The sequence below is a fragment of the Kocuria sp. CPCC 204721 genome (assembly GCF_040980945.1).
GTDB lineage: Bacteria > Actinomycetota > Actinomycetes > Actinomycetales > Micrococcaceae > Kocuria > Kocuria marina.
In genome coordinates this window covers 35,351-56,889 of sequence record NZ_JAVKPO010000002.1, presented here as the reverse complement: position 1 = coordinate 56,889, position 21,539 = coordinate 35,351, and the positions used below count along the sequence as shown (strand labels likewise).

The 21,539-nt window shown below is 69.6% G+C and carries 19 protein-coding genes; 4 read left to right on the top strand and 15 right to left on the bottom strand.

Translation table 11 applies throughout. The annotated features are described in order from the left end of the window. Nucleotides 1-34: 34 nt before the first annotated feature. Entirely contained in the window at nucleotides 35-658 is a 624-nt protein-coding gene (locus tag RF637_RS02960) for a type IV toxin-antitoxin system AbiEi family antitoxin (protein ID WP_368844111.1), read from the top strand. Here the strand turns inward: RF637_RS02960 and RF637_RS02955 are convergent. The 13 genes from RF637_RS02955 to RF637_RS02895 form a co-directional block, all read right to left on the bottom strand. After that, on the bottom strand, nucleotides 648-3,101 hold the full coding sequence (locus tag RF637_RS02955) for a bifunctional (p)ppGpp synthetase/guanosine-3',5'-bis(diphosphate) 3'-pyrophosphohydrolase (protein WP_368844110.1): 2,454 nt from the start codon (nucleotides 3,099-3,101) through the stop codon (nucleotides 648-650). The two genes, RF637_RS02960 and RF637_RS02955, sit on opposite strands and share 11 nt — an antisense overlap. A gap of 262 nt (nucleotides 3,102-3,363) precedes the next feature. After that, on the bottom strand, nucleotides 3,364-4,398 hold the full coding sequence (gene secF / locus RF637_RS02950) for a protein translocase subunit SecF (RefSeq protein WP_035961645.1): 1,035 nt from the start codon (nucleotides 4,396-4,398) through the stop codon (nucleotides 3,364-3,366). After that, nucleotides 4,395-6,329 carry a protein translocase subunit SecD gene (gene secD, locus RF637_RS02945; RefSeq protein ID WP_368844109.1) on the bottom strand — a complete coding sequence of 645 codons (1,935 nt, stop codon included), beginning with the start codon at nucleotides 6,327-6,329 and terminating at the stop codon, nucleotides 4,395-4,397. The genes secF and secD overlap by 4 nt, the downstream gene beginning before the upstream one ends. 95 nt (nucleotides 6,330-6,424) lie before the next feature. Continuing rightward, nucleotides 6,425-7,012, bottom strand: a complete 588-nt coding sequence (gene yajC / locus RF637_RS02940) for a preprotein translocase subunit YajC (protein WP_368835255.1) — start codon at nucleotides 7,010-7,012, stop codon at nucleotides 6,425-6,427. 104 nt (nucleotides 7,013-7,116) lie between these two features. Then, complete coding sequence (gene ruvB, locus RF637_RS02935; protein WP_144931886.1) at nucleotides 7,117-8,217, bottom strand: Holliday junction branch migration DNA helicase RuvB; 1,101 nt, start codon at nucleotides 8,215-8,217, stop codon at nucleotides 7,117-7,119. Between the two features lie 2 nt (nucleotides 8,218-8,219). Then, complete coding sequence (gene ruvA, locus RF637_RS02930) at nucleotides 8,220-8,861, bottom strand: Holliday junction branch migration protein RuvA (RefSeq protein ID WP_064845905.1); 642 nt, start codon at nucleotides 8,859-8,861, stop codon at nucleotides 8,220-8,222. A gap of 185 nt (nucleotides 8,862-9,046) precedes the next feature. Next, complete coding sequence (gene ruvC / locus RF637_RS02925; protein WP_368844108.1) at nucleotides 9,047-9,772, bottom strand: crossover junction endodeoxyribonuclease RuvC; 726 nt, start codon at nucleotides 9,770-9,772, stop codon at nucleotides 9,047-9,049. A 4-nt stretch (nucleotides 9,773-9,776) separates the two neighbouring features. Further along, complete coding sequence (locus RF637_RS02920) at nucleotides 9,777-10,538, bottom strand: YebC/PmpR family DNA-binding transcriptional regulator (protein WP_064846326.1); 762 nt, start codon at nucleotides 10,536-10,538, stop codon at nucleotides 9,777-9,779. Nucleotides 10,539-10,624: 86 nt separating this feature from the next. Continuing rightward, complete coding sequence (locus RF637_RS02915; RefSeq protein ID WP_098055456.1) at nucleotides 10,625-11,356, bottom strand: glutamine amidotransferase; 732 nt, start codon at nucleotides 11,354-11,356, stop codon at nucleotides 10,625-10,627. A gap of 9 nt (nucleotides 11,357-11,365) precedes the next feature. After that, nucleotides 11,366-12,679 (bottom strand): MurT ligase domain-containing protein, encoded by a 1,314-nt coding sequence (locus tag RF637_RS02910; protein ID WP_368844107.1) that lies wholly within the window; start codon nucleotides 12,677-12,679, stop codon nucleotides 11,366-11,368. A 52-nt stretch (nucleotides 12,680-12,731) separates the two neighbouring features. Beyond that, the gene (locus tag RF637_RS02905; protein ID WP_144931830.1) at nucleotides 12,732-13,307 is read right to left on the bottom strand and encodes an HIT domain-containing protein; all 576 of its coding nucleotides are present in this window, start codon (nucleotides 13,305-13,307) and stop codon (nucleotides 12,732-12,734) included. Continuing rightward, a complete protein-coding gene (thrS, locus tag RF637_RS02900) occupies nucleotides 13,304-15,436 on the bottom strand; it encodes a threonine--tRNA ligase (protein ID WP_144931829.1) in 2,133 nt (710 codons plus the stop codon). Before thrS ends, RF637_RS02905 begins: the two co-directional genes overlap by 4 nt. Nucleotides 15,437-15,757: 321 nt before the next feature. Next, entirely contained in the window at nucleotides 15,758-16,627 is an 870-nt protein-coding gene (locus RF637_RS02895; RefSeq protein ID WP_368844106.1) for a DUF2382 domain-containing protein, read from the bottom strand. Between the two features lie 336 nt (nucleotides 16,628-16,963). Here RF637_RS02895 and RF637_RS02890 point away from each other — a divergent pair, with 336 nt between their 5' ends. The 3 genes from RF637_RS02890 to RF637_RS02880 all read left to right on the top strand — a co-directional run bounded on the left by RF637_RS02890 (nucleotide 16,964) and on the right by RF637_RS02880 (nucleotide 19,180). Beyond that, nucleotides 16,964-17,455 (top strand): NfeD family protein, encoded by a 492-nt coding sequence (locus RF637_RS02890; protein WP_368835251.1) that lies wholly within the window; start codon nucleotides 16,964-16,966, stop codon nucleotides 17,453-17,455. A gap of 50 nt (nucleotides 17,456-17,505) precedes the next feature. Then, complete coding sequence (locus RF637_RS02885) at nucleotides 17,506-18,726, top strand: SPFH domain-containing protein (RefSeq protein WP_368844105.1); 1,221 nt, start codon at nucleotides 17,506-17,508, stop codon at nucleotides 18,724-18,726. A gap of 118 nt (nucleotides 18,727-18,844) precedes the next feature. Next, a complete protein-coding gene (locus tag RF637_RS02880) occupies nucleotides 18,845-19,180 on the top strand; it encodes an RNA polymerase-binding protein RbpA (protein WP_085105991.1) in 336 nt (111 codons plus the stop codon). Between the two features lie 164 nt (nucleotides 19,181-19,344). Here RF637_RS02880 and RF637_RS02875 read toward each other — a convergent pair whose 3' ends face one another. Both RF637_RS02875 and RF637_RS02870 read right to left on the bottom strand, forming a co-directional pair. Then, nucleotides 19,345-20,085 carry a polyprenol monophosphomannose synthase gene (locus tag RF637_RS02875; RefSeq protein ID WP_035961575.1) on the bottom strand — a complete coding sequence of 247 codons (741 nt, stop codon included), beginning with the start codon at nucleotides 20,083-20,085 and terminating at the stop codon, nucleotides 19,345-19,347. Between the two features lie 188 nt (nucleotides 20,086-20,273). Next, on the bottom strand, nucleotides 20,274-21,536 hold the full coding sequence (locus RF637_RS02870) for a hypothetical protein (protein ID WP_085105990.1): 1,263 nt from the start codon (nucleotides 21,534-21,536) through the stop codon (nucleotides 20,274-20,276). Between the last annotated feature and the right edge of the window lie 3 nt (nucleotides 21,537-21,539).

Here is a 21,539-nt window from a genome sequence, read left to right as displayed (position 1 = left end):
GCCCTTCCAGTACGCCGTGGGGTGGGATGGGTCCATGACCTCCGTGCTCACCGCTCGCGGCACCACCGCACCTCTCGTCCTGCTCCCGGGCCACCCGTTCAGCCGCGCCGAACTGAGCGCGATGGCCGAGGACGGTTTGCTGCGCCGCGAACTGCTCGACGCCTACGTACCCGCGACCGCCGCCCCCACGCTCCAGTTAAGAGCCACGGTGGTGAGCAGGGTCGTGCCCGGGCACCTGCAACGGCGGGGTGTGCTGGGGCGGCTCGGAGCCGCGTGGTTCTACCGCTGCGCACCCGAGCCCTCGCCCGTGACGATCCTCGTGGACAAGTCCGCGCGCACAACCACCACGGTGCCGCCGGGCCTCGTGATCCACCAGACGGGGTTCGCGCCGCGGGACCTCGTGGTCCACCACGGCATCACACTGACCACTCCCCTGCGCACCGCCGTGGACCTCGCGGTGCACGTCACGGGCCCGGCCGGCGACGCCGCTCTGCTCGCCCTACTGAGCGCACCGCGCCTGCACTGCTCACCGCAGCAGCTGCTCGCCGAACTCGAGGCCCTGGCCAAACTGCCGGGTCGCCGGGTCGCGATCGCCCGGGTCCGCAAGCTCGCACGGGCGCTCGAGGCCGGACACGCGGGCGGACCCGTCAGGAGTTGACCGGGCGGTGTCCCGAGGTGCGGTAGACGTCGTAGACGCCGTCGATCCGACGCACCTGGTTGAGCACATGGTCCAGGTAGCGGGTGTCCCCCATCTCGAACGAGAACCGGGAGATCGCCAACCGGGAGCGAGACGTGTGCACCTGCGCCGAGAGGATGTTCACGTGGTTCTCCGACAGTGCCTTGGTCACGTCGTAGAGCAGGGACTTGCGATCCAGGGCCTCCACCTGGATCTCCACGAGGAACAGCGAGGACTGGGTGGGCGCCCACGAGACGTCCTTGATCCGGTCGTCGTCCTCGGGGATGACCCGCATGTTGGCGCAGTCCTTGCGGTGCACCGAGATCCCGGACCCGCGCGTGACGAAACCCACGATCTCGTCCGGGGGCACCGGGGTGCAGCACCGGGCGATCTTGACATAGACGTCCGAGGCCCCCTGCACGAGCACACCCGCGTCCGAGACGCCGGGGCGCACGGGGTGGGTCACCCGCGTGGTCTCGGCGAGGTCCTCCTCCGTACCCTCGGCCCCGCCCAAGTGCTGCAACAACTTGTCGACGACCTGGTGGGCGCCCACGGCGTCCGAACCGATGGCCTCGTAGAGCGCGGCCACGTCCCCGCGGTTGAAGTCCTGGGCCACCGCGAGCAGCGCTTCGCTCGTGACCGTGCGCTGCAGCGGGAGGTGGTGCTTGCGCAGCGCCCGGGTGAGCTGGTCCTTGCCCCGCTCGATCGCTTCCTCGCGGCGTTCCTTGGAGAACCACTGCCGGATCTTGGTGCGCGCCCGCGGGGAGCCCACGAACTTGAGCCAGTCCTGGGACGGCGCCGCCTGTTCCGACTTGGACGTGAGGATCTCCACGCGGTCCCCGTGCTGCAACCGGGACGACAGCGGGGCGAGCTTGCCGTTGACGCGCGCACCGATCGTGCGGTTGCCCACCTCGGTGTGCACCGCGTACGCGAAGTCCACCGGCGTGGACCCCGTGGGCAGGGCCATGACCTCGCCCTTGGGCGTGAACACGTACACCTCGGCGGTGTTGATCTGATAGCGCAGTGAGTCCAGGAAGTCCGAGGAGTCCTTGGCCTCCTCCTGCCACGACACCAGGGAGCTGAGCCAGTTCAGCTCGCCCTCCTTGGCCTTGGGGGTCGCGGAGTTCGCCTGGTTGACCTTGTCCTTGTACTTCCAGTGCGCGGCCACACCGTACTCGGCGCGGCGGTGCATCTCGTGGGTGCGGATCTGGATCTCCACGGGACGCCCCGCGGGCCCGATCACCGTGGTGTGCAAGGACTGGTACATGTTGAACTTGGGCATGGCGATGTAGTCCTTGAACCGCCCGGGCAGCGGCCGCCACTTCGCGTGCAGCACACCCAGCGCCGCATAGCACTCGCGCACGGAGTTCACGAGTACGCGCGCGGCCTGCAGGTCGTGGATCTCGTCGAAGTCCTTACCCCGCACGATCATCTTTTGGTAGATCGAGTAGTAGTGCTTCGGCCGGCCCGTGATGGTGGCCTCGATCCCGGAGGCGTCCAGCGCTTCGGCGATCTGACCGCGGATCTCCGCGAGGTGCCGCTCGCGCTCGGGGGTGCGCTCCCCCACCATGCGCACGATCTCCTCGTACACCTTGGGGTGCAGGGCCGCGAAGGACAGGTCCTCGAGCTCCCACTTGATCGTGTTCATGCCCAGTCGGTGGGCCAAAGGAGCGAAGATCTCGAGGGTCTCGCGCGCCTTGCGCCCGGAGGACTCGGAGGAGACGAAGCGCCAGGTCCGGGCATTGTGCAAACGGTCCGCGAGTTTGATGACCAGCACACGGATGTCCTTGGCCATGGCCACGATCATCTTGCGCACGGTTTCCGCCTGCGCGTTCTCCCCGTACTGGATCTTGTCCAGCTTGGTCACGCCGTCCACGAGCGCGGCGACCTCCTCGCCGAACTCCTCGCGCACTTGCTCGAGCGTGTAGGACGTGTCCTCCACGGTGTCGTGCAGCAGACCGGCCACGAGCGTGGCACCGGTCATCCCGAGTTCCGCGAGGATCGTGGTCACGGCCACCGGGTGGGTGATGTACGGGTCCCCGGACTTGCGCTTCTGTCCCTCGTGGTGGGTGTCCGCGACCGTGAAGGCCCGCTCCAGGACCGAGAGGTCCTCCTCGGGATGGGTGTTCTGCACCGTGCGCAGCAGGGGCACCAGGATGGGCGAGCTCGGGACCGATTCACCGCTGAGCACCGAGAGGGTCGAGCGGGTGCGTTCGCTGCGCCCCGGGAAGACCGCCCGCCCGAACACGGACCGAGAGGCGGGCAGGACGAAGTGGGTGCCCCCAAAGTCACCGCGCGCCGCACTCGGGCGAGCGGGCGGGGCGGCATTAGGACGGGACGCCTCCTGAGCGGAGGGCGCGCCGGAGGACGTGACCGCGGAGCCCACGGGTGCCTGGGCACCACCGTTCTCGGACTGGCTGGACATGATCCGTGGCCTCCTCATCGTCGCCGCGACCGCGGGAGGCCGGACATGAGCCCCCGCGGGCTGATGTCCCAGTCTAAGCCCGCGCCGACACGCCGCGGACAACGGTGCCGGTGTGCCGCGGACGCAGTAAGGACGTGCCGCGGACGCATTGCTCACCTGCCGCGGACGCGGTACCGAGCGACGTCGCCGCCCGCACCGTTCGGTCACGGCGCACGTGGCCGGTCACGCCATGCGCGACCGGCCACGAGTGCGAGGTGTCGCGTCAGACCGCGACGGGATCCGCGCTCACCGGAGGGGCCTCGCCCGTGCGGTGTTCGAGCACCCGGCGGGTCTGCTCCCGCACGCCGGGTTCGCGGTCGCGCAACCACGAGTACAGGGGCGCGGCGACGAACAGCGTGGCGAGCGTGCCCACGATGATGCCCACGAACAGGGACAGCGAGAGGTCCTTCAACGTTCCGGCCCCGAGCAGGTAAGCACCGATGAACAGGATGGACCCCACGGGGAGGATGCCCACCACGGACGTGTTGATCGAGCGCACGAGGGTCTGGTTCACGGCCAGGTTGACCTGTTCCCCGAACGTGCGTTTCCTGCGTTCCTCGGGCGCGCTGCCGTCCACGAGCCCCGCGGTGTTCTCACGCACCTTGTCGAAGACCACCACGGAGTCGTAGAGCGAGTAGGACAGCACCGTGAGGAAGCCGATCACCGCGGAGGGGGTGATCTCGAAGCCCACCAGGGAGTAGACACCCGCGGTGATGACGATCGTGAAGAGCATGGCGGCGATCGCGGACACGGACATCTTCCACGTGCGGAAGTACAGCGCCATGAGTGCGAGCGCGAGCACCACGAAGATCACGAGCCCCCACAGGGCCTGCCGGGTCACGCCCTGGCCCCACGTGGGTCCCACGAAGTTGGAGGTCACCTGGTCCTCGCCCACGCCGTAGGCGTCCTGCAGCTTGTTCTTCAGGGTCAGGGTCTGGTCGTCGTCGAGTTGCTGGGTCTGCACCCGCACGGTGCCCGGGGCGATGTTCGTCACGGTGGCTTCGTGGGCACCGGGGGTCTCGGCGACCGCCCGCTCGCCCAGGGAGACGTCCGTGGTGGACACGTCCGAGACCGTGAACTCGGAGCCGCCCGTGAAGTCGATCCCCAGGTTGAACCCGCCCTTGATCACGGGGATCAGCACGGAGATCACCACGAGGGCCAGGCTCACGGCGAGCCACGGTCCCCGCTTCTGGACGAAGGGGTAGGACGTGCGCCCGCTGTGCAGGTCGTTGCCGAAACGCGCGAGTCGGTTGCTCATCGCTGGGTCTCCTCGGAATCGGGACGGGCGGTGGCCGCGGTCGCGCCGGCGGACGCGTTCCCGTCGGGTTCGGCGGCGGACGGCGGCGCTGCGGACGACGGCGCTGGGCTCGCTTGCTGTGCCGCGCGGCGTCGTCGTTCGGCGATCGTGAGACCGTCACCGTCCTCGGGGCTGCGCAGCCGGCCGGCGCCGCGGTAGAGCGGGACGGCGTCGAGCGCTTCGGGGTCCAGACCGGAGTGCCGCGCGCCGTTGCCGAAGTAGCGGGTGCGCGCGAGCAACACCATGACCGGGTGGGTGAACAGGAACACGACCAGCAGGTCTGCGATCGCGGTGAGACCGAGCGTGAACGCGAAGCCGCGCACGTTGCCCACGGCCACGAAGTAGAGCACCACGGCGGCCAACAGGTTCACGGCCTTGGACGCGAGCACCGTCTGGCGGGCACGTTGCCAGCCGTGGTCCACGGCGGCCGGGATCGTGCGCCCGGCGCGGATCTCGTCACGGATGCGTTCGAAGTAGACGATGAACGAGTCCGCGGTCTGACCGATCGCCACCACGAGACCCGCGACGCCGGCCAGGGACAGCCGGTAGTTCGCGCCCCACCCCAGCAGGGTGATGGCCAGGTAGGTCACGACACCGGCCACGACGAGCGAGGCGATGGTCACGAGACCCAGCCAGCGGTACTGGAACAGCGAGTAGATGCACACGAGCGCCAGACCGATCAGCCCCGCGATGATGCCCATCCGCAACTGGTTGCTGCCCAGGGTCGCGGAGATCTGCTGCTCGGAGTCGATCGAGAAGGACACCGGCAGCGCACCGTACTTCAACTGCTCGGACAGGAACTTGGCCTCGTCCTCGGTGAAGTTGCCGGTGATCTGCGCGCGACCGTCCGTGATCACGGCGTTCATGGTCGGGGCGGAGACCACGGAACCGTCCAGCACGATCGCGAACCGGTTGCGTGCACCGTTCTGCCCGCCCTGGCCGAGCCCGTAGAGCCGCTCGGAGAGTTCCTTGAAGGTCTGCGTGCCCTCGTCGTTGAATTGCAGGTTCACGGCGAACCCGCCCGTCGCGTGGCCCTGGGAGTTGGTCGCCTGGGCGTAGGACGCCGTGGCGATGTCCGTGCCGGGGATCTCGACCGGGCCCAGGATGAACTTGGAGTTGCTCTGCGGATCACACGCCACGATCGCCTTGTCCTGCGGCTGGGAGGCCCGCTCCTCCTGGGGCCGCGGCGCGCTGCAGTCGAGCGCCTCGTACCTGGCGAAGAGATCCCGCGTGACCCACTTGGGGTCGGAGGAGTTCTCGGGCTCACCCTCCGGTTGGGGGATCGACTTGGGGTCGGTGCGCTGGTTCTCCGGGGTGGCCGCGCCGGGACCCGAGACGATCACGGGACGGAACGCCATCTGCGCGGAGGCCTGGATCAGCTCACGTGTCTCGGACGAGGGCACACCGGGCATCGACACCACGATGTTGCGCCCGGACTGCGTGGTGATCTCCGCCTCGGAGACACCTGCACCGTCCACGCGTTGGCGGATGATCTCGACCGCCTGGTCGAGCTGCTCCTGGGAGATGTCCTGACCGGAGTTCTCCCCCTGCAGCGTGGGCGAGAGCACCATCTGTGTACCGCCCTCGAGATCCAGCGCCAGCTTGGGCGCCCACCCGGTGCGGTCGGTGGTCACACCGTAGACGAGCAACCCGGCGAGGATCGCGATCACCGCCGCGAGGGCCACCAGGGCCTTGCGCGCCGACGACGCCGCTGCGGCCGCTCCGGAGCGGGGTCGCCGCTTCGCGGTGCCCGTCCCGTTCCGACCGGACGTACCGTTCGTCGCTGCGGTCCCGTTCCCGGGAGTCCCCTCCGACGTGCCGGAGGCCTTGGTGCGCCGCCAACGGGACCCGCCACGCGATCCCGGGGTCTGCGCCTTCTTCTGTGCTGCCATTGCTGTCCTTCAACGAGCCCTCGACCGGGGCCGCGGCCCGGTCGACACATGAGAAACGGGCCGAGGTCCTCGGCCCGTGTCCCGGTGGGGGGAAATCAGGTGGTGGGGTTACCGCGGTCGTCGCGGTCGCGGGCGTCGCGCCAGGTCTGGTGCGAGGCGTCCGGGGCCGCCGCACCCGGTGTGGTGCCGGACTGGGCGGTACCGGGCTGGGTGGTGCCGCGATGGGTGGTGCCCTGCTCGCCGGCGGCCGTGGAACCGTCCACGGGGTCGATCGGGTCCACGCGGTGCGCCGCACCGGCCGCCTCGGGGGTACCGGCCTGCACGGAGTCCGCCTCGACCACGCCGGGGGCGGCGGTGGTCGCGGACTCGGCGGGCAGCTCGTCCACCACGGTGGTCACGGTCTGGGAGTGCACCGTGACGAGCTGGCCCGGGGAGATCTCGAGGACGGCCTTGTTGTTCTCCCGGTCCATGTCCCGCAGGGTGCCGTAGAGACCGAAGCTCGTCATCACACGCGTGCCCGGTTCCATGGTGGCCTGCTTGGCCTTCATCTGGGCCTGGGCCTTCTTCTGTCGGCGCATGGGCAGCCACAGCAGCAGGACCATGACCACGAGCATCACGGGCAGGAACCATGCGGTTCCGGCGCCGCCACCGGCAGCGTCCTGGGTCTGAGCGAGGATGGTCACGAAGGATCCGTTCTGTCGAGGTGCACGTACAGCGCGACCGGGCACGACTGCGCAGGGGTGCGAAGGTCCCGGCCGATCCTCCCCAGCTTAGGGGATGGATCTGGTCACGTGCTGGACGGATCCTCCGAGTCCGGTTCGGTGGCGAGCGCTGTTCTCAGCGCCGGGTCCTTGAACGCGGCGTGCTCGGGGACGTCGAGTCCCAGGTGCTCCCACGCCGCGGCCATGGCGATCCGTCCACGCGGGGTGCGACCGAGCAGGCCTTCCCGGACCAGGAACGGTTCCGCGACGGTCTCGACCGTCTCGGTCTCCTCCCCCACGGCGATCGCCAGGGTGGACAGCCCCACGGGGCCGCCGTTGAACTTGTTCACCAGGGCCGAGAGCACGTTGCGGTCCAGGCGGTCCAGGCCCCGGGCGTCCACCTCGTACATGTCGAGTGCGGATCCGGCAGCCCGCGCGTCGATACGCTCCACGCCGTGCACGAGCGCCCAGTCCCGCACACGCCGCAGCAATCGGTTGGCGATACGAGGGGTGCCGCGCGAGCGCGATGCGACTTCCGTGAAGGCCTCGCTCGTCATGGTGAGGTCGAGCAGCCCGGCCGAACGGCGCAGCACGAGCTCGAGTTCCTCGACGGAGTAGAACTCCAGGTGACCCGTGAAGCCGAACCGGTCGCGCAGTGGTCCGGGCAGCAGCCCCGCGCGGGTCGTGGCACCCACGAGCGTGAACGGGGGCAGGTCCAGCGGGATGGACGTGGCGCCGGCGCCCTTGCCCACCACGATGTCCACGCGGAAGTCCTCCATGGCCATGTACAGCATTTCCTCCGCGGGCCGGGACATCCGGTGGATCTCGTCCAAGAACAGCACCTCCCCGTGGGTCAGGGAGGACAGGATGGCCGCGAGGTCACCCGCGTGCTGGATCGCAGGGCCGGACGAGATCCGCAGGGGGACGTCCAGCTCCTGCGCGATGATCATGGCCAGGGTCGTCTTGCCGAGGCCCGGGGGCCCGGACAGCAGCACGTGGTCCGCGGTGCGCCCGCGCAGCTTGGAGGCCTCGAGCACGAGCGACAGCTGTGCCCGCACCCGTTTCTGCCCCACGAAGTCGTGCAGGGTCCCCGGGCGCAGGGACGCCTCGAGTTGCTGGTCGTCGTAGTCGCCCTCGGCGCCCACGAGACGCTGTTGGCCCACCGATCCGCGTTCCTCCACGGCCATGCTCACCGCCCCCTGGTCCGCGTGTGGGACGTGGCCTTGGCGGTGCCGAGCCACGACAGCACGGCGCGCAGGATCTCGGCCACGTTGGCGGACTCCGCCAGTTCGGGCTGGGTTTCGAGGGCGTCGTCGATCCCGCGGGCCGCGTCCTTCTCGCTCCAGCCCAGACCCGTGAGAGCGTCCACGACCTGCTCACGCCACACCTGCATGCCGGGCTGTGCGCTCTGCTGCGGCGCGGGGTCCGGCAGGACGAGCTTGTCCGCAAGTTCCAGGACGATGCGCCGCGCGGACTTCGGTCCGATCCCGGGGACGGCCGTGAAGGCCTTGTCGTCGCCGGCGGCGATCGCGCGCCGGGCGTCGTCGGGCCCGAGGACAGAGACCGCGGCGAGCGCGGTGCGCGGGCCCACCCCGGAGACCCCGAGCATGACCGAGAAGATCTCCTTCTCGTCCGCCTGGGCGAAACCGAACAGCACCGGCGCCTCGTCCTTGCGGGCGATGTACGCGGTGTGCAGGTGCGCGGTGGCACCGACCCGCAGCCCGGCGAGCGTGCGGGGGCTCGCGTTGACCTCGATGCCGAAGCCCGAGACCTCCACCACGGCGAGCGTGGCCCCCACGAAGCGCACCTCACCGGTTATCGAGGCGATCACGGTGCCCCTCCCCTCCCACGGCCGCCGGCCGAGAACATCGGTGTGTCCGAACGCGCCGCGACCTAGGGGCAGGACGTGGTGCGCCGTTCGAACACGTGTACGACTTCCTGCTCGTCACTGTACCAAGCGCCGGGGACACCCGGAACGAGTGCTCCCGCTCGTGAGGCGGGCCCGCAGCGGGAGGCTCAGGACACCCGGCCGCGCCGCCCGCGGGTACCGGTCGCTGTGCCCGGCGCGCGGGACGCGGCCGTACCGGATGCGCGGGGCACGGTCGCACCGGGGGCTCGCGACGCGGTCTCGGCGCGTCGCCACGCCTGCTGCGCCGGAGTCAGTGCGGCACCCCGGCGGGTCTGCATCGGGCGCGAACCCGAGTGGGTGGACGTGCGCTCGGCCGCGTTGACACCGGCCATCCCACCGCGCCACCCGTGGCACACGGCCAGGGCCAGGGCGTCGGCGGCGTCCGCGGGCCGCGGCGGGGCGTCCAGGCGCAGGATGCGCACGACCATGCGGTTCACCGATTCCTTGTCCGCGGAGCCGTCCCCGGTGACCGCGGCCTTGACCTCGGACGGGGTGTGCCACGCGACCGGGATGCCCCGCGCCGCGGCCGCGGCGATCACGACGCCCGTGGCCTGGGCCGTGCCCACGACCGTGGGAGCGTTGTTCTGCGCGAACACGCGTTCCACGGCCACGACATCCGGGCGGAAGCGGTCCATGAGTTCCTCGGCGGCCCGCATGATCGACAGCACGCGGTGTTCGAGGGCCTCGTGCGCGCGCGTCCCGCTCACCTGGACGTGCACGAACGTCCCGGTGCGCTGCGCGGACATGTCCACCACGGCGAAACCGCACCGGGTGAGACCGGGGTCCACCGCGAGCACGCGCTGTTGGGACTGCCGGGCCACCACGGGACTCACGGAATTACTCGTCGTCTTCGAGCACGGCCATGACCTCGGCCGGGATGTTGGCGTTCGAGTAGACGTTCTGCACGTCGTCGAGCTCCTCGACCGCGTCCGCGAGCTTGAGGAACTTGCGGGCGCCCTCGGCGTCCAGGTCCACCTTCATGGTGGGGCGGAACTGGGGGTCGTCGTTGTTGTACTCGAGACCGGCCTCGTCCAGGGCGGTGCGGATCGCGGGCAGGTCGGTCGCCTCGCTGACCACCTCGAAGTCGTCGGACTCGTCGAGCACTTCCTCGGCGCCGGCGTCGAGCACGGCCATCAGGACGTCGTCCTCGGTGAGACCGTCCGTCTTGGCGACCTCCACCACGCCCTTGCGCTCGAACAGGTACGCCACGGAACCGGAGTCCGCCATGGTGCCGCCGTGGCGGGTCACGGCCACGCGCACCTCGGAGGCCGCGCGGTTCTTGTTGTCCGTGAGGCACTCGATGTACAGCGCGGTGCCTTGCGGGCCGCGGGCCTCATAGAGGATCTCGGTGTAGTCGATCGTCTCGCCCGTGAGCCCGGCGCCGCGCTTGATCGCGCGGTCGATGTTGTCGTTGGGCACCGAGTTCTTCTTGGCCTTGGAGACCGCGAGTTCGAGCGCGGGGTTACCCGAGGTGTCCGCGCCGCCCATGCGGGCCGCGACCTCGATCCCCTTGATGTACTTGGCGAACGCCTTGGCGCGCTTGGCGTCAATCGCCGCCTTCTTGTGCTTGGTCGTGGCCCACTTGGAGTGACCTGACATGAATGACCTCCTCGAAAGAATGCGTCCGGCCCCTGCGGACCGGACACGGATCGACCTCCATGATAACGAGCGCGGGGCGGGGCCCGTCAGCGCGGGCGCGACGCTGCGACGTCGCGGGCGCGCTGGGCGAGCGTGTCGTCGAGTTCCCCCTCCGGCAGGGTCTCGCCGCGCAGCTCGAGTGCCGCCGCGAGCAGGAAGTCCGCGACACGCGGGTTCTTGGGCAGCAGCGACCCATGCAGGTAGCTGCCCAGCACGTTCGCGGTGCGCGCACCCTCCGTGGCGTCCTGCCCGTTGTTGCCGGCCCCCGAGACGACACTCGCGAGGGGTTGTTGCCCGGCGCCCAGGTGGGTGAGCCCCGAGTGGTTCTCGTAGCCGACGATCGTGCCCAGGTCCGCGGACTCGGTCACGATGTTGCCGATCAGCCGTTCCGGACCGGCCACCGTCTCGAGGTCGAAGATCCCGATCCCGGACAGTGTCTCCCCGGCCCCCGTGCGGAAACTGTGCCCGAAGAGCTGGTAGAGCCCGCAGATCGCGAGCATGGGCACGCCTCGGGCCACGGCCTCGTGCAGTCGCGGTGCCACCACGGCGAGGTCGTCGGCCACGCGGAACTGTCCCGAGTCCTGTCCTCCGCCGCCCACGAAGAGGTCGGCGTTCTCGGGCCACGGGTCGCCGGGGTTGTAGTCCACGATCTCGGTCTCGAGGCCGCGGCGTTCGGCGCGGCGCTTGAGCGTGAGTGTGTTGCCCCAGTCGCCGTAGATGTTCATGTCCCGGGGGTAGAGCTGCACGATGCGCAGCGCCCCGGCGGTGTCGTGTGCCACGGTGTCCTCCTAGATGGCCGCCACGTGCGTCATGTCGCCCAGGATCCTGCGCAGGGAGAGCATGGCCGTGTACGTGCAGAAGATTCTCATGGGGCGCTCCCCCGAGTCCGCGATGAACCGGCGTAACGCGTCCCCGAGGTCCGGTTCCACCGCGGCCACGCGCACGAGGTCGTAGTCCAGGCGCAGCGCCATGTCCCACGCGCGCACGCCCGAGACCATGTCCACGCCGCCGTCGCGCAGCGCGTCGAAGTCCACGTCCCACAGCCACGAGACGTCCCGGCCGTCCGCGTACTGGTCGTTGATCGCGATCATCGTGGCGTAGTCCTGCGCGGAGGCCGAGGCCAGGGAGAGCCGGAAGCCCGCGGGGTTCTTCACGAGCAGCAACTGCAGGGGCTTGTCCTGGACCGTGATGGTCTCCCCGCGACCGAACGCCGGGGTGACCTCCCCCAGTTCGGCCACGAGGGAGGGGACGTCCGCGGCGTCGCCGAGCACCTGCAGGCTCGTGGCGAGGGCGGCCGCGGCGTTGTACTGGTTGTAGACGCCGTACAGGTCCACCGTGGCGTCGTGCTTGCGCCCGCGCACGTCGAGTTCCACGCTGCGCGCGTTCACGGCCTCGAGCACGACGTCGGCGTCGGGCCGACGCGCGGACGGCACGTCCGAGTCCTGGGCGCCGGGGTCCACCTGTCGTAGCCCGTCACGCATGTCGTCGTCGGACGGGAACATGGGGCGCAGTGCGTCCGAGAGCCCGAACCAGCTCACGGCGGTGCCCTCGGTCACGTCCTGGGCGAGGCTCGCGATCCGAGGGTCCTCGCGGTTGAGCACGACCGTGCCCGTGGTGGCGCGCGCGACCTGGCTCAGCATCCGGCGCGTGGTGTCGATCTCCCCGAACCGGTCGAGCTGGTCCCGCATCACATTGAGCAACAGCGAGATCCGGGGCCGGACCTGCTTCACGAAGTGCACCGCGTGGGCCTCGTCCAGCTCGAGCACCGCGACGTCCGCCACGAGCCGACCGAACGCGTCCATCTCCGCGAGCAGGGACGCCGCGACACCGCGCACGAAGTTGGAGCCCGTGCGATTGGTGAACACGCGCAGTCCTTGTGAACGCAACAACTGGACGGTCATCTTGGTCGTGGTGGTCTTGCCGTTGGTGCCGCTGATCACCACCACGCCGAGTGGCAGCTTGGCGAGCTCCTCCGCGACGAACCCGGGGTGCAGTTTCTCCATGACCAGGCCGGGGAAGGCGGAGCCACCGCCGCGCAGGCTCGAGGCCCAGCGCACCCCCTGGCCGAGGACACGTACGAGTGGTCGGGACATGGTCTCCATCCTAGTGAGCGGGCGGATTCGCCCGGCGGGGCGGTCCGGGGCCCGCGGGGGGTCAGTCCCGGGGCCACGCGCGGGCGATGTCCTCGCGCGTGGCCGCCAGGGTCTGGATGAGGGGTTTGGTGTGGGCGACGACGGGCATGAAGTTCGCGTCCCCCGTCCAGCGCGGGACCACGTGTTGGTGCAGGTGCTCGGACAGCGAACCGCCGGCGGCCTGGCCCAGGTTGAGTCCCACGTTGAACGCCGCGGGGCTGGCGACGTCCCGGATCACGAGGACCACGGTGCGGGTCAGCGTGTTGAGCTCCCACAGTTCGTCGTCCGTGAGCTCCGTGAGCTCCGCCACGTGGCGGTACGGGCACACGAGCACGTGGCCCGGGTTGTACGGGAAGAGGTTGAGCACCGCGAAGCAGTGCTCCCCGCGGTGGACGATCAGCGCGTCCTCGTCCGAGCGGCCCGGCGCGGTGCAGAACGGGCATCCCGGAGGCTGCTCCACGGACGTCTCCTCCCCGCGCACGTACGCCAACCGGTGCGGGGTCCACAGCCGTTGGAAACCGTCCGGGTCGCCGGGCAGTTCGAACTCGTCCCGGCTCACGCCCTCCCCGTCCGACGCCGCGGCGTCCGGGGCACTCACGACTGTCCCGACGCCGCGTCACCCGCCGCGGTGTCGGCCGCGACGGCGCCGTCCCCTGCGGCCGGGGCCTCCGGGGTGTCCTGCGCGGGTGCCGTGGGGTCTACGTTCTGACGCCGATCGATGTGGCCCGTGATCAGTTCCATCGCGTCCTGCTGGGACACTCCGTTGTACTGCGAGCCATCGCGGAAGCGGAACGAGACGGTACCGGCCTCGGCGTCGTCGCCCCCGGCGATCACGACGAATGGGATCTTGTCCTTGGAGGCCGTGCGGATCTTCTTAGGGAACCGGTCCGAGGACGTGTCCACCTCCACACGCACGCCGCGTTCGCGCAAGGCCTGAGCGAACTCGTCGAGGTAGTCGTCGAAGGCGTCCGCCACGGGGATCGCCCGGACCTGGGTGGGCGATAGCCACACCGGGAACGCCCCCGCGTAGTGCTCGGTGAGCACGCCCATGAACCGCTCCACGGACCCGAACAGGGCCCGGTGGATCATTACGGGCCGGCGCCGGGTGCCGTCCGACGCCTGGTACTCGAGGTCGAAGCGCTCGGGGAGGTTGAAGTCGAGCTGGATCGTGGACATCTGCCACGTGCGCCCGATCGCGTCCCGCGCCTGCACCGAGATCTTGGGACCGTAGAACGCCGCTCCCCCGGGATCCGGTACGAGCTGGAGCCCCGAGTCCTGGGCGACCTCCTGCAGGGTGCGAGTGGCCTCCTCCCAGATCTCGTCCGAGCCCACGAATTTCTCCGGGTCCTTGGTGGACAGTTCCAGGTAGAAGTCGTCCAGACCGTAGTCCTTGAGCAGGGACAGCACGAAGTTCAGGGTGCTCGTGAGCTCGCCCTTCATCTGCTCACGCGTGCAGTAGATGTGGGCGTCGTCCTGCGTCATCCCACGCACACGCGTCAGACCGTGGATCACACCGGACTTCTCGTAGCGGTAGACCGCACCGAACTCGAACAACCGCAGCGGCAGTTCCCGGTAGGAACGGCCCCGGGAGCGGTAGATCAGGTTGTGCATGGGGCAGTTCATGGGCTTGAGGTAGTAGTCCTGGCCCGGTTTGGTCAGCTCACCCGTGGCCGGATCGCGCTCCTCGTCCACGTGCATGGGAGGGAACATCCCGTCCCGGTACCAGTCCAGGTGACCCGAGACCTCGTAGAGATGACCCTTGGTGATGTGGGGCGTGTAGACGAACTCGTACCCGGCCTGGGCATGGCGCTCGCGGGAGTAGTCCTCCATCTCCTTGCGGATGATCCCGCCCTTGGGGTGGAACACCGGCAGCCCGGAGCCCAGTTCGTCCGGGAAGGAGAACAGGTCCAGTTCCACACCCAGCTTGCGGTGGTCGCGGCGCTCGGCCTCTGCCAATCGTTCCTTGTACTCGCGCAGTTCGTCCTTGGTGGGCCATGCCGTGCCGTAGATCCGCTGCAGCTGCTTGTTCTTCTCGCTCCCGCGCCAGTACGCGGCGGCCGAACGCATCAGCGCGTAGCCGTTGCCGATGTGCTTGGTGTCCGGCAGGTGCGGGCCGCGGCACAGGTCCCGCCACACCACGTCCCCGCTCTTACGGTCCAGGTTGTCGTAGATCGTGAGGTCACCGGCGGCCACCTCCACCGAGGCACCCTCCGCGGACTCGTCCATGGCACCGGAGCCGGGACCGCCGGCCAGGTCGATGAGTTCGAGCTTGTACGGCTCGTCCGCCATCTCCGCCCGGGCATCGTCCTCGCTCACGCTGCGCCGGCGGAAGATCTGGTTCTTGTTCACGATCTTGAGCATCGACTTCTCGAGCTTCTTCAGATCGTCCGGGGTGAACGGCTCCTCGACGTCGAAGTCGAAGTAGAACCCGTCCGTGATGTAGGGCCCGATCCCCAGTTTCGCGTCCGGGCGCAGCTCCTGCACGGCCTGGGCCATCACGTGGGCCGTGGAGTGGCGCAGCACCTCGAGGCCCTCGGGGTCACCGATCAGCACGCGCTCCACGGTGTCCCCGTCCCGCAGCTCGATCGCGAGGTCCTTGAGCTCACCGTTGACGTGCGCCACCACGACGTCGCGCTGCTCGCTGTACAGCTCCGCGGCCGTGGTGCCCTGGTCCACGGTGCGTGACTCGCCGTCCACCGTCAACCGCAGGGAAGGGGCATCCGTCATGGTGTTTCTCCTCGTCAGATCTTGTGTGCGCCCGCCCGTACCGGGGGCGGGCCGTCGTGCAGGACTCGCGCGCTGGACGCGCCGACGACCTCATTGATGCTACCGCCCCGGCCCCGCCGCCACGAAGACGGGCACGACCCCGCTGCGGGGCCGCGTCCGTGCGGACCGCACCTCTCCTACCGAGCCGGCCGCCTCCACGACAGCGCGGTGCGCGGACGCGGGCGTGCCCCGGCGCGGTTGTACCCGGACATGGCTGTACCCCGGGCCGGAACCCGGGGTACAACCGTCAGTGCTCACACGGCGTCAGCCGCGCGCCGCGGATCAGCGGCGGGGAGCCTCGCCGTCACGGCCGAGGTCACCACGATCGACGTCGGTCTCGACATCGACCTGTTCCTTGCGGACGTCGGCCTCGACGCGCTGGGTCTCCTGGACGGTCTGCTTGTTCAGCCCGACCTCTTCCACGGCCACGGCTTCCTTCTGGACGACGGGACGCTCCTCGTGCAGGGTCACGTCCACCTCTTCCTCACCAATGGTGCCGTTGTCCACGCGAGCGTTCGTGTCGTTGATCGGCGTGCGCTCGACGGTGACCTCTTCGCGCTCGACGGGGACGTCCACGGTCTCGTGGTCGGTCACGACGTACTTGCGCAGGCGGGCGTGGCCGGCCTCGCGCTCCTGCGTGCCCACGTTGAGGCGCTCCTCGTGGCGGACCACGGAGGCCTCGTCACCGGCGGTCGCGGCGACGTCGCGGCGGTCCTGGGCCACGGCGTCGCGGTCACGATCGGCAACATCGCGATCGGCGGCGGCGGTGCCGGCGACACCCGCGGTACCAGCGGTACCAGCGGCAGCGCGATCACGATCGGTGCCCGCGGTACGGCCGTCGTCGTAGTTCAGCTCGTAGTAGCGGTACAGCTCCTCTTCCTCGGCCGGGGAGAGGTGCTGGTCGGCGTCGACCTTCGGAGCGTCCTTGATGACGTCCTTGGTGTAGGGCAGGACCACACGGTCGCCGTCCTGACGAGCGCCCTTCACAGGAACGAAGTTCTCCTTGGCGCCGAACAGACCGGTGTTGACGGTCAGGAACGTCGGCTCGCCCGAGTTATCGTCCAGGAAGACCTGCTCGACCTTGCCGATCTTGTCACCGTCGGAACCGTAGGCCGTGCTGGACAGAATTGCATTCACGTCGAACGTGGTCATCGCATTAACTCCTCAGTAAGTCTCTGCTGCCGGCGCACGGTTTGTGCGCCGTAGGCCGCCGCACCCGCAATGGGTGTGTGGTCTGGCTTCGTGCCCCATATTACGACCCCCATAGTGACGCGCCACTGATTTCCCGTACGTTTCTCTCACGGGGAAACCGGCGCGCCGTTGCCGCGGGAGCGCCGCGGCATGTGATTACCAGCGGCACTGGCGTGGGGCCTGCGGGAGCACGTCGGTGTCGTAGGGCACAATGGGCTGGACCACGTGAGATGGATCCCCGGGCTCGCACCGGGGCATCCGAGAACCGATGACACCGGACGAGGACGGAGCCGCACCGTGTGGGACGCACTGGTCAACAATCCCTGGATCCTGTGGCTGATCGTGATGCTGGTGCTCGCAGCCATCGAGATGCTCACCCTGGACTTCCTCTTTCTCATGATGTCGCTCGCCGCCCTGGTCACCGCCGGCGTGAGTCTGGTCGTGGACAGTTTCACCGCGCAGGTGGTGATGTTCGCGCTGGTGTCGGTGCTGCTGATCTTCTTGATCCGCCCGATCGCCCTGCGACGTCTCAACAGGTCCACGCCCACGACCCGCTCCAACACCGATCGCCTCATCGGGCTGCGGTGCATGGCGCTGGAGCCCGTGAGCCAGCACAGCGGCCTGGTGCGCCTGGAGGGGGACATCTGGACCGCCCGCACCGCCACGGCCGCCGCCCTGCCCGAGGGTAGCACCGCCTACGTCCACCGCATCGAGGGGGCCACCGCGGTCGTCGCGGACGTGGCCCCGGTGCCCACGCAGACCAACCCCGGGCGCGGCGTCCGACCCTGACCCCGGACGAGCGCCCCGGCGCACCGCCGAACCCCCACCGAAAGGACCCCATGTCCATCGTCATCATCGTCCTGTTGGCCGTGGTGGTGCTCGCCGCGGTCATCGCCCTTATCAAAGCGGTGCGGATCGTCCCGCAGTCGCGCGCGGGCATCGTGGAGCGACTGGGCAAGTACCAGTCCACCCTCAATCCCGGGCTGCACTTCCTCATCCCCTTCATCGACCGGTTGCTGCCCCTGATCGACCTGCGCGAACAGGTCGTGCCGTTCCCCGCCCAGTCCGTGATCACCGAGGACAACCTGGTCGTGGGCATCGACACCGTGGTCTACTTCCAGGTCACTGATCCCCGCGCCGCCACGTACGAGATCACCAATTACATCCAGGCCGTGGACGAGCTCACGAGCGCCACGCTGCGTAACGTGGTGGGTGGGTTGAACCTCGAGGAGACCTTGACCTCCCGCGACAAGATCAACGCGGAGCTGCGCGGCGTACTGGATTCCACGACCGGGCGCTGGGGCATCCGGATCTCCCGCGTGGACATCAAGGAGATCACTCCCCCGCCGTCCATCCAGGACTCCATGGAGAAGCAGATGCGCGCCGAGCGTGACCGCCGCGCCGCGATCCTCACCGCCGAGGGCGAGAAGCAGTCCCAGATCCTCACCGCCGAGGGTGAACGTCAGGCCGCCGTGCTCTCCGCAGAGGGTGACGCGAAGGCCGCGATCCTGCGCGCGGACGGTGAGGCGCAGGCCATCGCTAAGGTATTCGACTCGATCCACCGCGCCCGCCCCACCCAGAAGCTGTTGGCGTACCAGTACATCCAGACTCTGCCCAAGGTCGCCGAGGGCACGGCCAACAAGGTGTGGATGATCCCCGCCGAGCTGAGCACCGCGCTGCGCGGTGTGGGTTCCTACCTCAACCCCGGCGCGTCGGACGACCCCGAGGACGACGAGTACGAGGACGAGGCCCCCGCTGCACCGGACCTGCCGGAGAGCGCCCCCATCGTGGAGCACGAGACCGTCAAGGTCACCGAGAAGGACCTGGAACCGGACCTCACCTTGACGGACCCGAGCGAGTTCGAGATGCCGGATTCGCCCTACACGTCCCCGATCGCCCAGGAGGCCGCCGATCCCCACGTGGACGAGGTCAACCTGCCGGTCACGGACTCGGAACCCACGACCGCCGGCACCACCGGGACGGATGCCGAGTCCGGCTCGTTGCCCCGGCACGCCCGCCCGGAGGCCCCCGAGACCGATCCGGGGAATGAATCCCGCTGACTCCCCGTTACGCTGGGGAACGAAGAGTGGGCCCGCGAGGACGGGACGCCCGGTGTGAACGCACCGCAGCGTCGTCGTCGCGCGGCCCACGAGAACGTACGTCGGGAAGGATCGTCGCGTGAGTGATCGCAGCCTACGAGGGATGCGCCTGGGCTCCCAGTCCATGGAAACCGAGGCCGGGGTGGAGCCGGCGCCGCGTCAGCGCGTGGAATACCGCACCGCGGAGGGCGAGTCCGTGTCCGTGATGTTCGCGGCGGAGGCGGAGATCCCCCCGGTGTGGACCACCAAGACCGGCCAGGAAGCCATCCTGGTCAACGGTGAGAAGCCCGAGAACCCCAACGAGAAGCACCAGCGCTCCCACTGGGACATGCTCCTGGAGCGGCGCAGCATAGAGGAACTCGAGCAGACCCTCGAGCAGCGGCTGGCGTTCTACAAGGAGCAGCACGCTCTCTGATCCCTTCGCGCGGTCGATGATCGACCGCCGACACACCAACGGAACGACCCCCGCCCGATGGGCGGGGGTCGTTCCGTTGGACGAATAGTAGGTACGCGCGAGGCGATGCCGGCGCGGTGGCTCGAACCGACCCGTGAGCCGGCCGGGCACGGAGCAGCGGCCGGTCAGCGGCCCAGGCCCAGCTTCCCGGCGAGCGTGCGCGCACGGGCCGTGAGGCCCCACTTGGCCACGCTCGTCGCGGCCTCCACGGTGACGTCGTTGCTCATCTTGGACGCACCCTCCTCGCGTTCGACGAACGTGATGGGCACCTCCACGATCTTCAGCCCCAGGCGCTCGGCGCGCCACGCGAGGTCGATCTGGAAGCAGTAGCCGCGCGAGCGGACCGAGTCCAGGTCCAGGGCCCGCAACGTGGTGTCCCGGTAGGCGCGGAAGCCACCCGTGATGTCGTGGATGGACGTGCCCAGCAGGACACGCGAGTAGATGTTGCCACCGCGCGAGATCAGCTGTCGCGGCAGCGGCCAGTTCTCGGTGCGCCCACCCGGGACGTAGCGCGAACCGATGGCCATGTCCGCGCCCTGCTGCACGGCGTCGAGCAGCAACGGCAACTGCTCGGGCTGGTGGGAGCAGTCCGCGTCCATCTCCACGAGGACGTCGTAGTCGCGCTCGAGACCCCACGCGAAACCGGCCAGGTACGCGGGCCCCAGGCCCTCCTTGGCGGGTCGGTGCAGGACGTGGATGTTGCCGTCCTGCTCGGCCATGGCATCGGCCATGTCACCGGTACCGTCCGGGCTGTTGTCGTCGGCGACCAGCACGTGGGCGTCCGGCACGGCGGCGCGCAGCCGCTTGATGACCGTGGGCAACGATTCACGTTCGTTGTACGTGGGGATGATGGTGAGAACTCGCACCGGGCGTCCTTTCATGCCGCTGGCAGCCGGGCACCCGAGCCCGGACAGACCACTGGGCGGGCCCATCCGCCTTCGGACCAGAGCGGCCCGAAGGGCGCGCGCTGTTTTCTAAGGACGGATGAACCCACCCGGCAGTAAGAACTCAGTCTAACGTCAGGGGCGATCAGGACCAAGATGAAAACGCGACGTCATGGGCGCGGTTCCGCGCCGCTCACGAGTGTCCCGGCCACCACGGTGGCCTCGCACCGCGGCAAGCGGGAATCGTCGAGCGCGGGCAGGACGGGCGTGCGCGCCCGCGGGTCCGTGCTCCACGACGCGCCCGTGCCCTGGGCCTGTTGCACCATGACGGATTCGGCGTCCCACACCGCGAGCGTGGCCTCCGCGCCCGGTGCGAGCTGCCCCGCGAGGGGTGTGCCCCCGCGGTGAGCGCGCCACACCCCGCGGGTCAGAGCCAGGAACGCAGCGCGCGCGGAGGTGCGCAGGTGCTCGTCGGGTGCCTCGAGGGCCGCCTTGACGGCGGTCCACGGATTGGGGTCGTCGGTCATGAGCGTCACGGGCACACCGGCACGGGACAGGTCCCGCAGCGGGGCCCGTCCGGGCACGCACGAGACGGTGATCGCCAGATCGGCCAGGCGTTCGCACTGGGCCTCGGACAACTGTTCGACGCCCACGATCCGGTGCCCCCGCGCATGGAACGCCCGGCCGCCGAGTTCCTCCGCGGCGGCGTCCGCGGCGTCCAGCAACGCGTCAACGCGGGGATCCCCCGACGACGACGCATCTTCCGTCGATGCCTCGTCCTCCCCCGCGGTCTCGTCCGGATCGTCCTCGGGGCGGTCGTTGCCGGAGGCGTCGCTCCCGGACAACTCGTTCCCGGACAGTCCGCTTCCGGACGGGTCGTCCCCGAACGAGCCACTCTCCGACGCGCCGTCCCCGGACGGGGGCAGAACGAGCACCGCTTGCAGCCCCACTCGCGTGCATACCACGAGGTGCTCCCGCGCGGCATCGGCCAGAGCAGCGGGATCACCGAACGCAGCGGCGTCGAACCCCAGGGCGGGCGACGGCAGTGCCGAGGGGTCGAGCTCGTCGGTGTCCCGCGCGCGGCGCACCAGGATCGGTAGGGCGCGCAGCCCGTCCGCGCGGACCTCCCGCGTCGCGGCGTCGAGCGCGTCGGGGTCCGAGCTCACCAGTTCCACGGCTCCGTAGCCGTGCTCGGCGCGCGGAAGCTGCCCGGACCCGACCACTCGGTGGTGGGCGACGAACGCGGGGGTGACCACCGCGGCCCTCAGGTCTCCCGGGGTGACGTCCGCGCCGGCCATGGCCCGGGCGGCGTCGTCGGAACCGACCCACGCCACGGTCGCGCCGTCCAGGAAGATGGCGGTGGCGAACGGGTCAGCGGGCGAGTACACCGATCCGTTGATCCACACCCGCACGGCTTGTTGTTCTGACTTCACGTG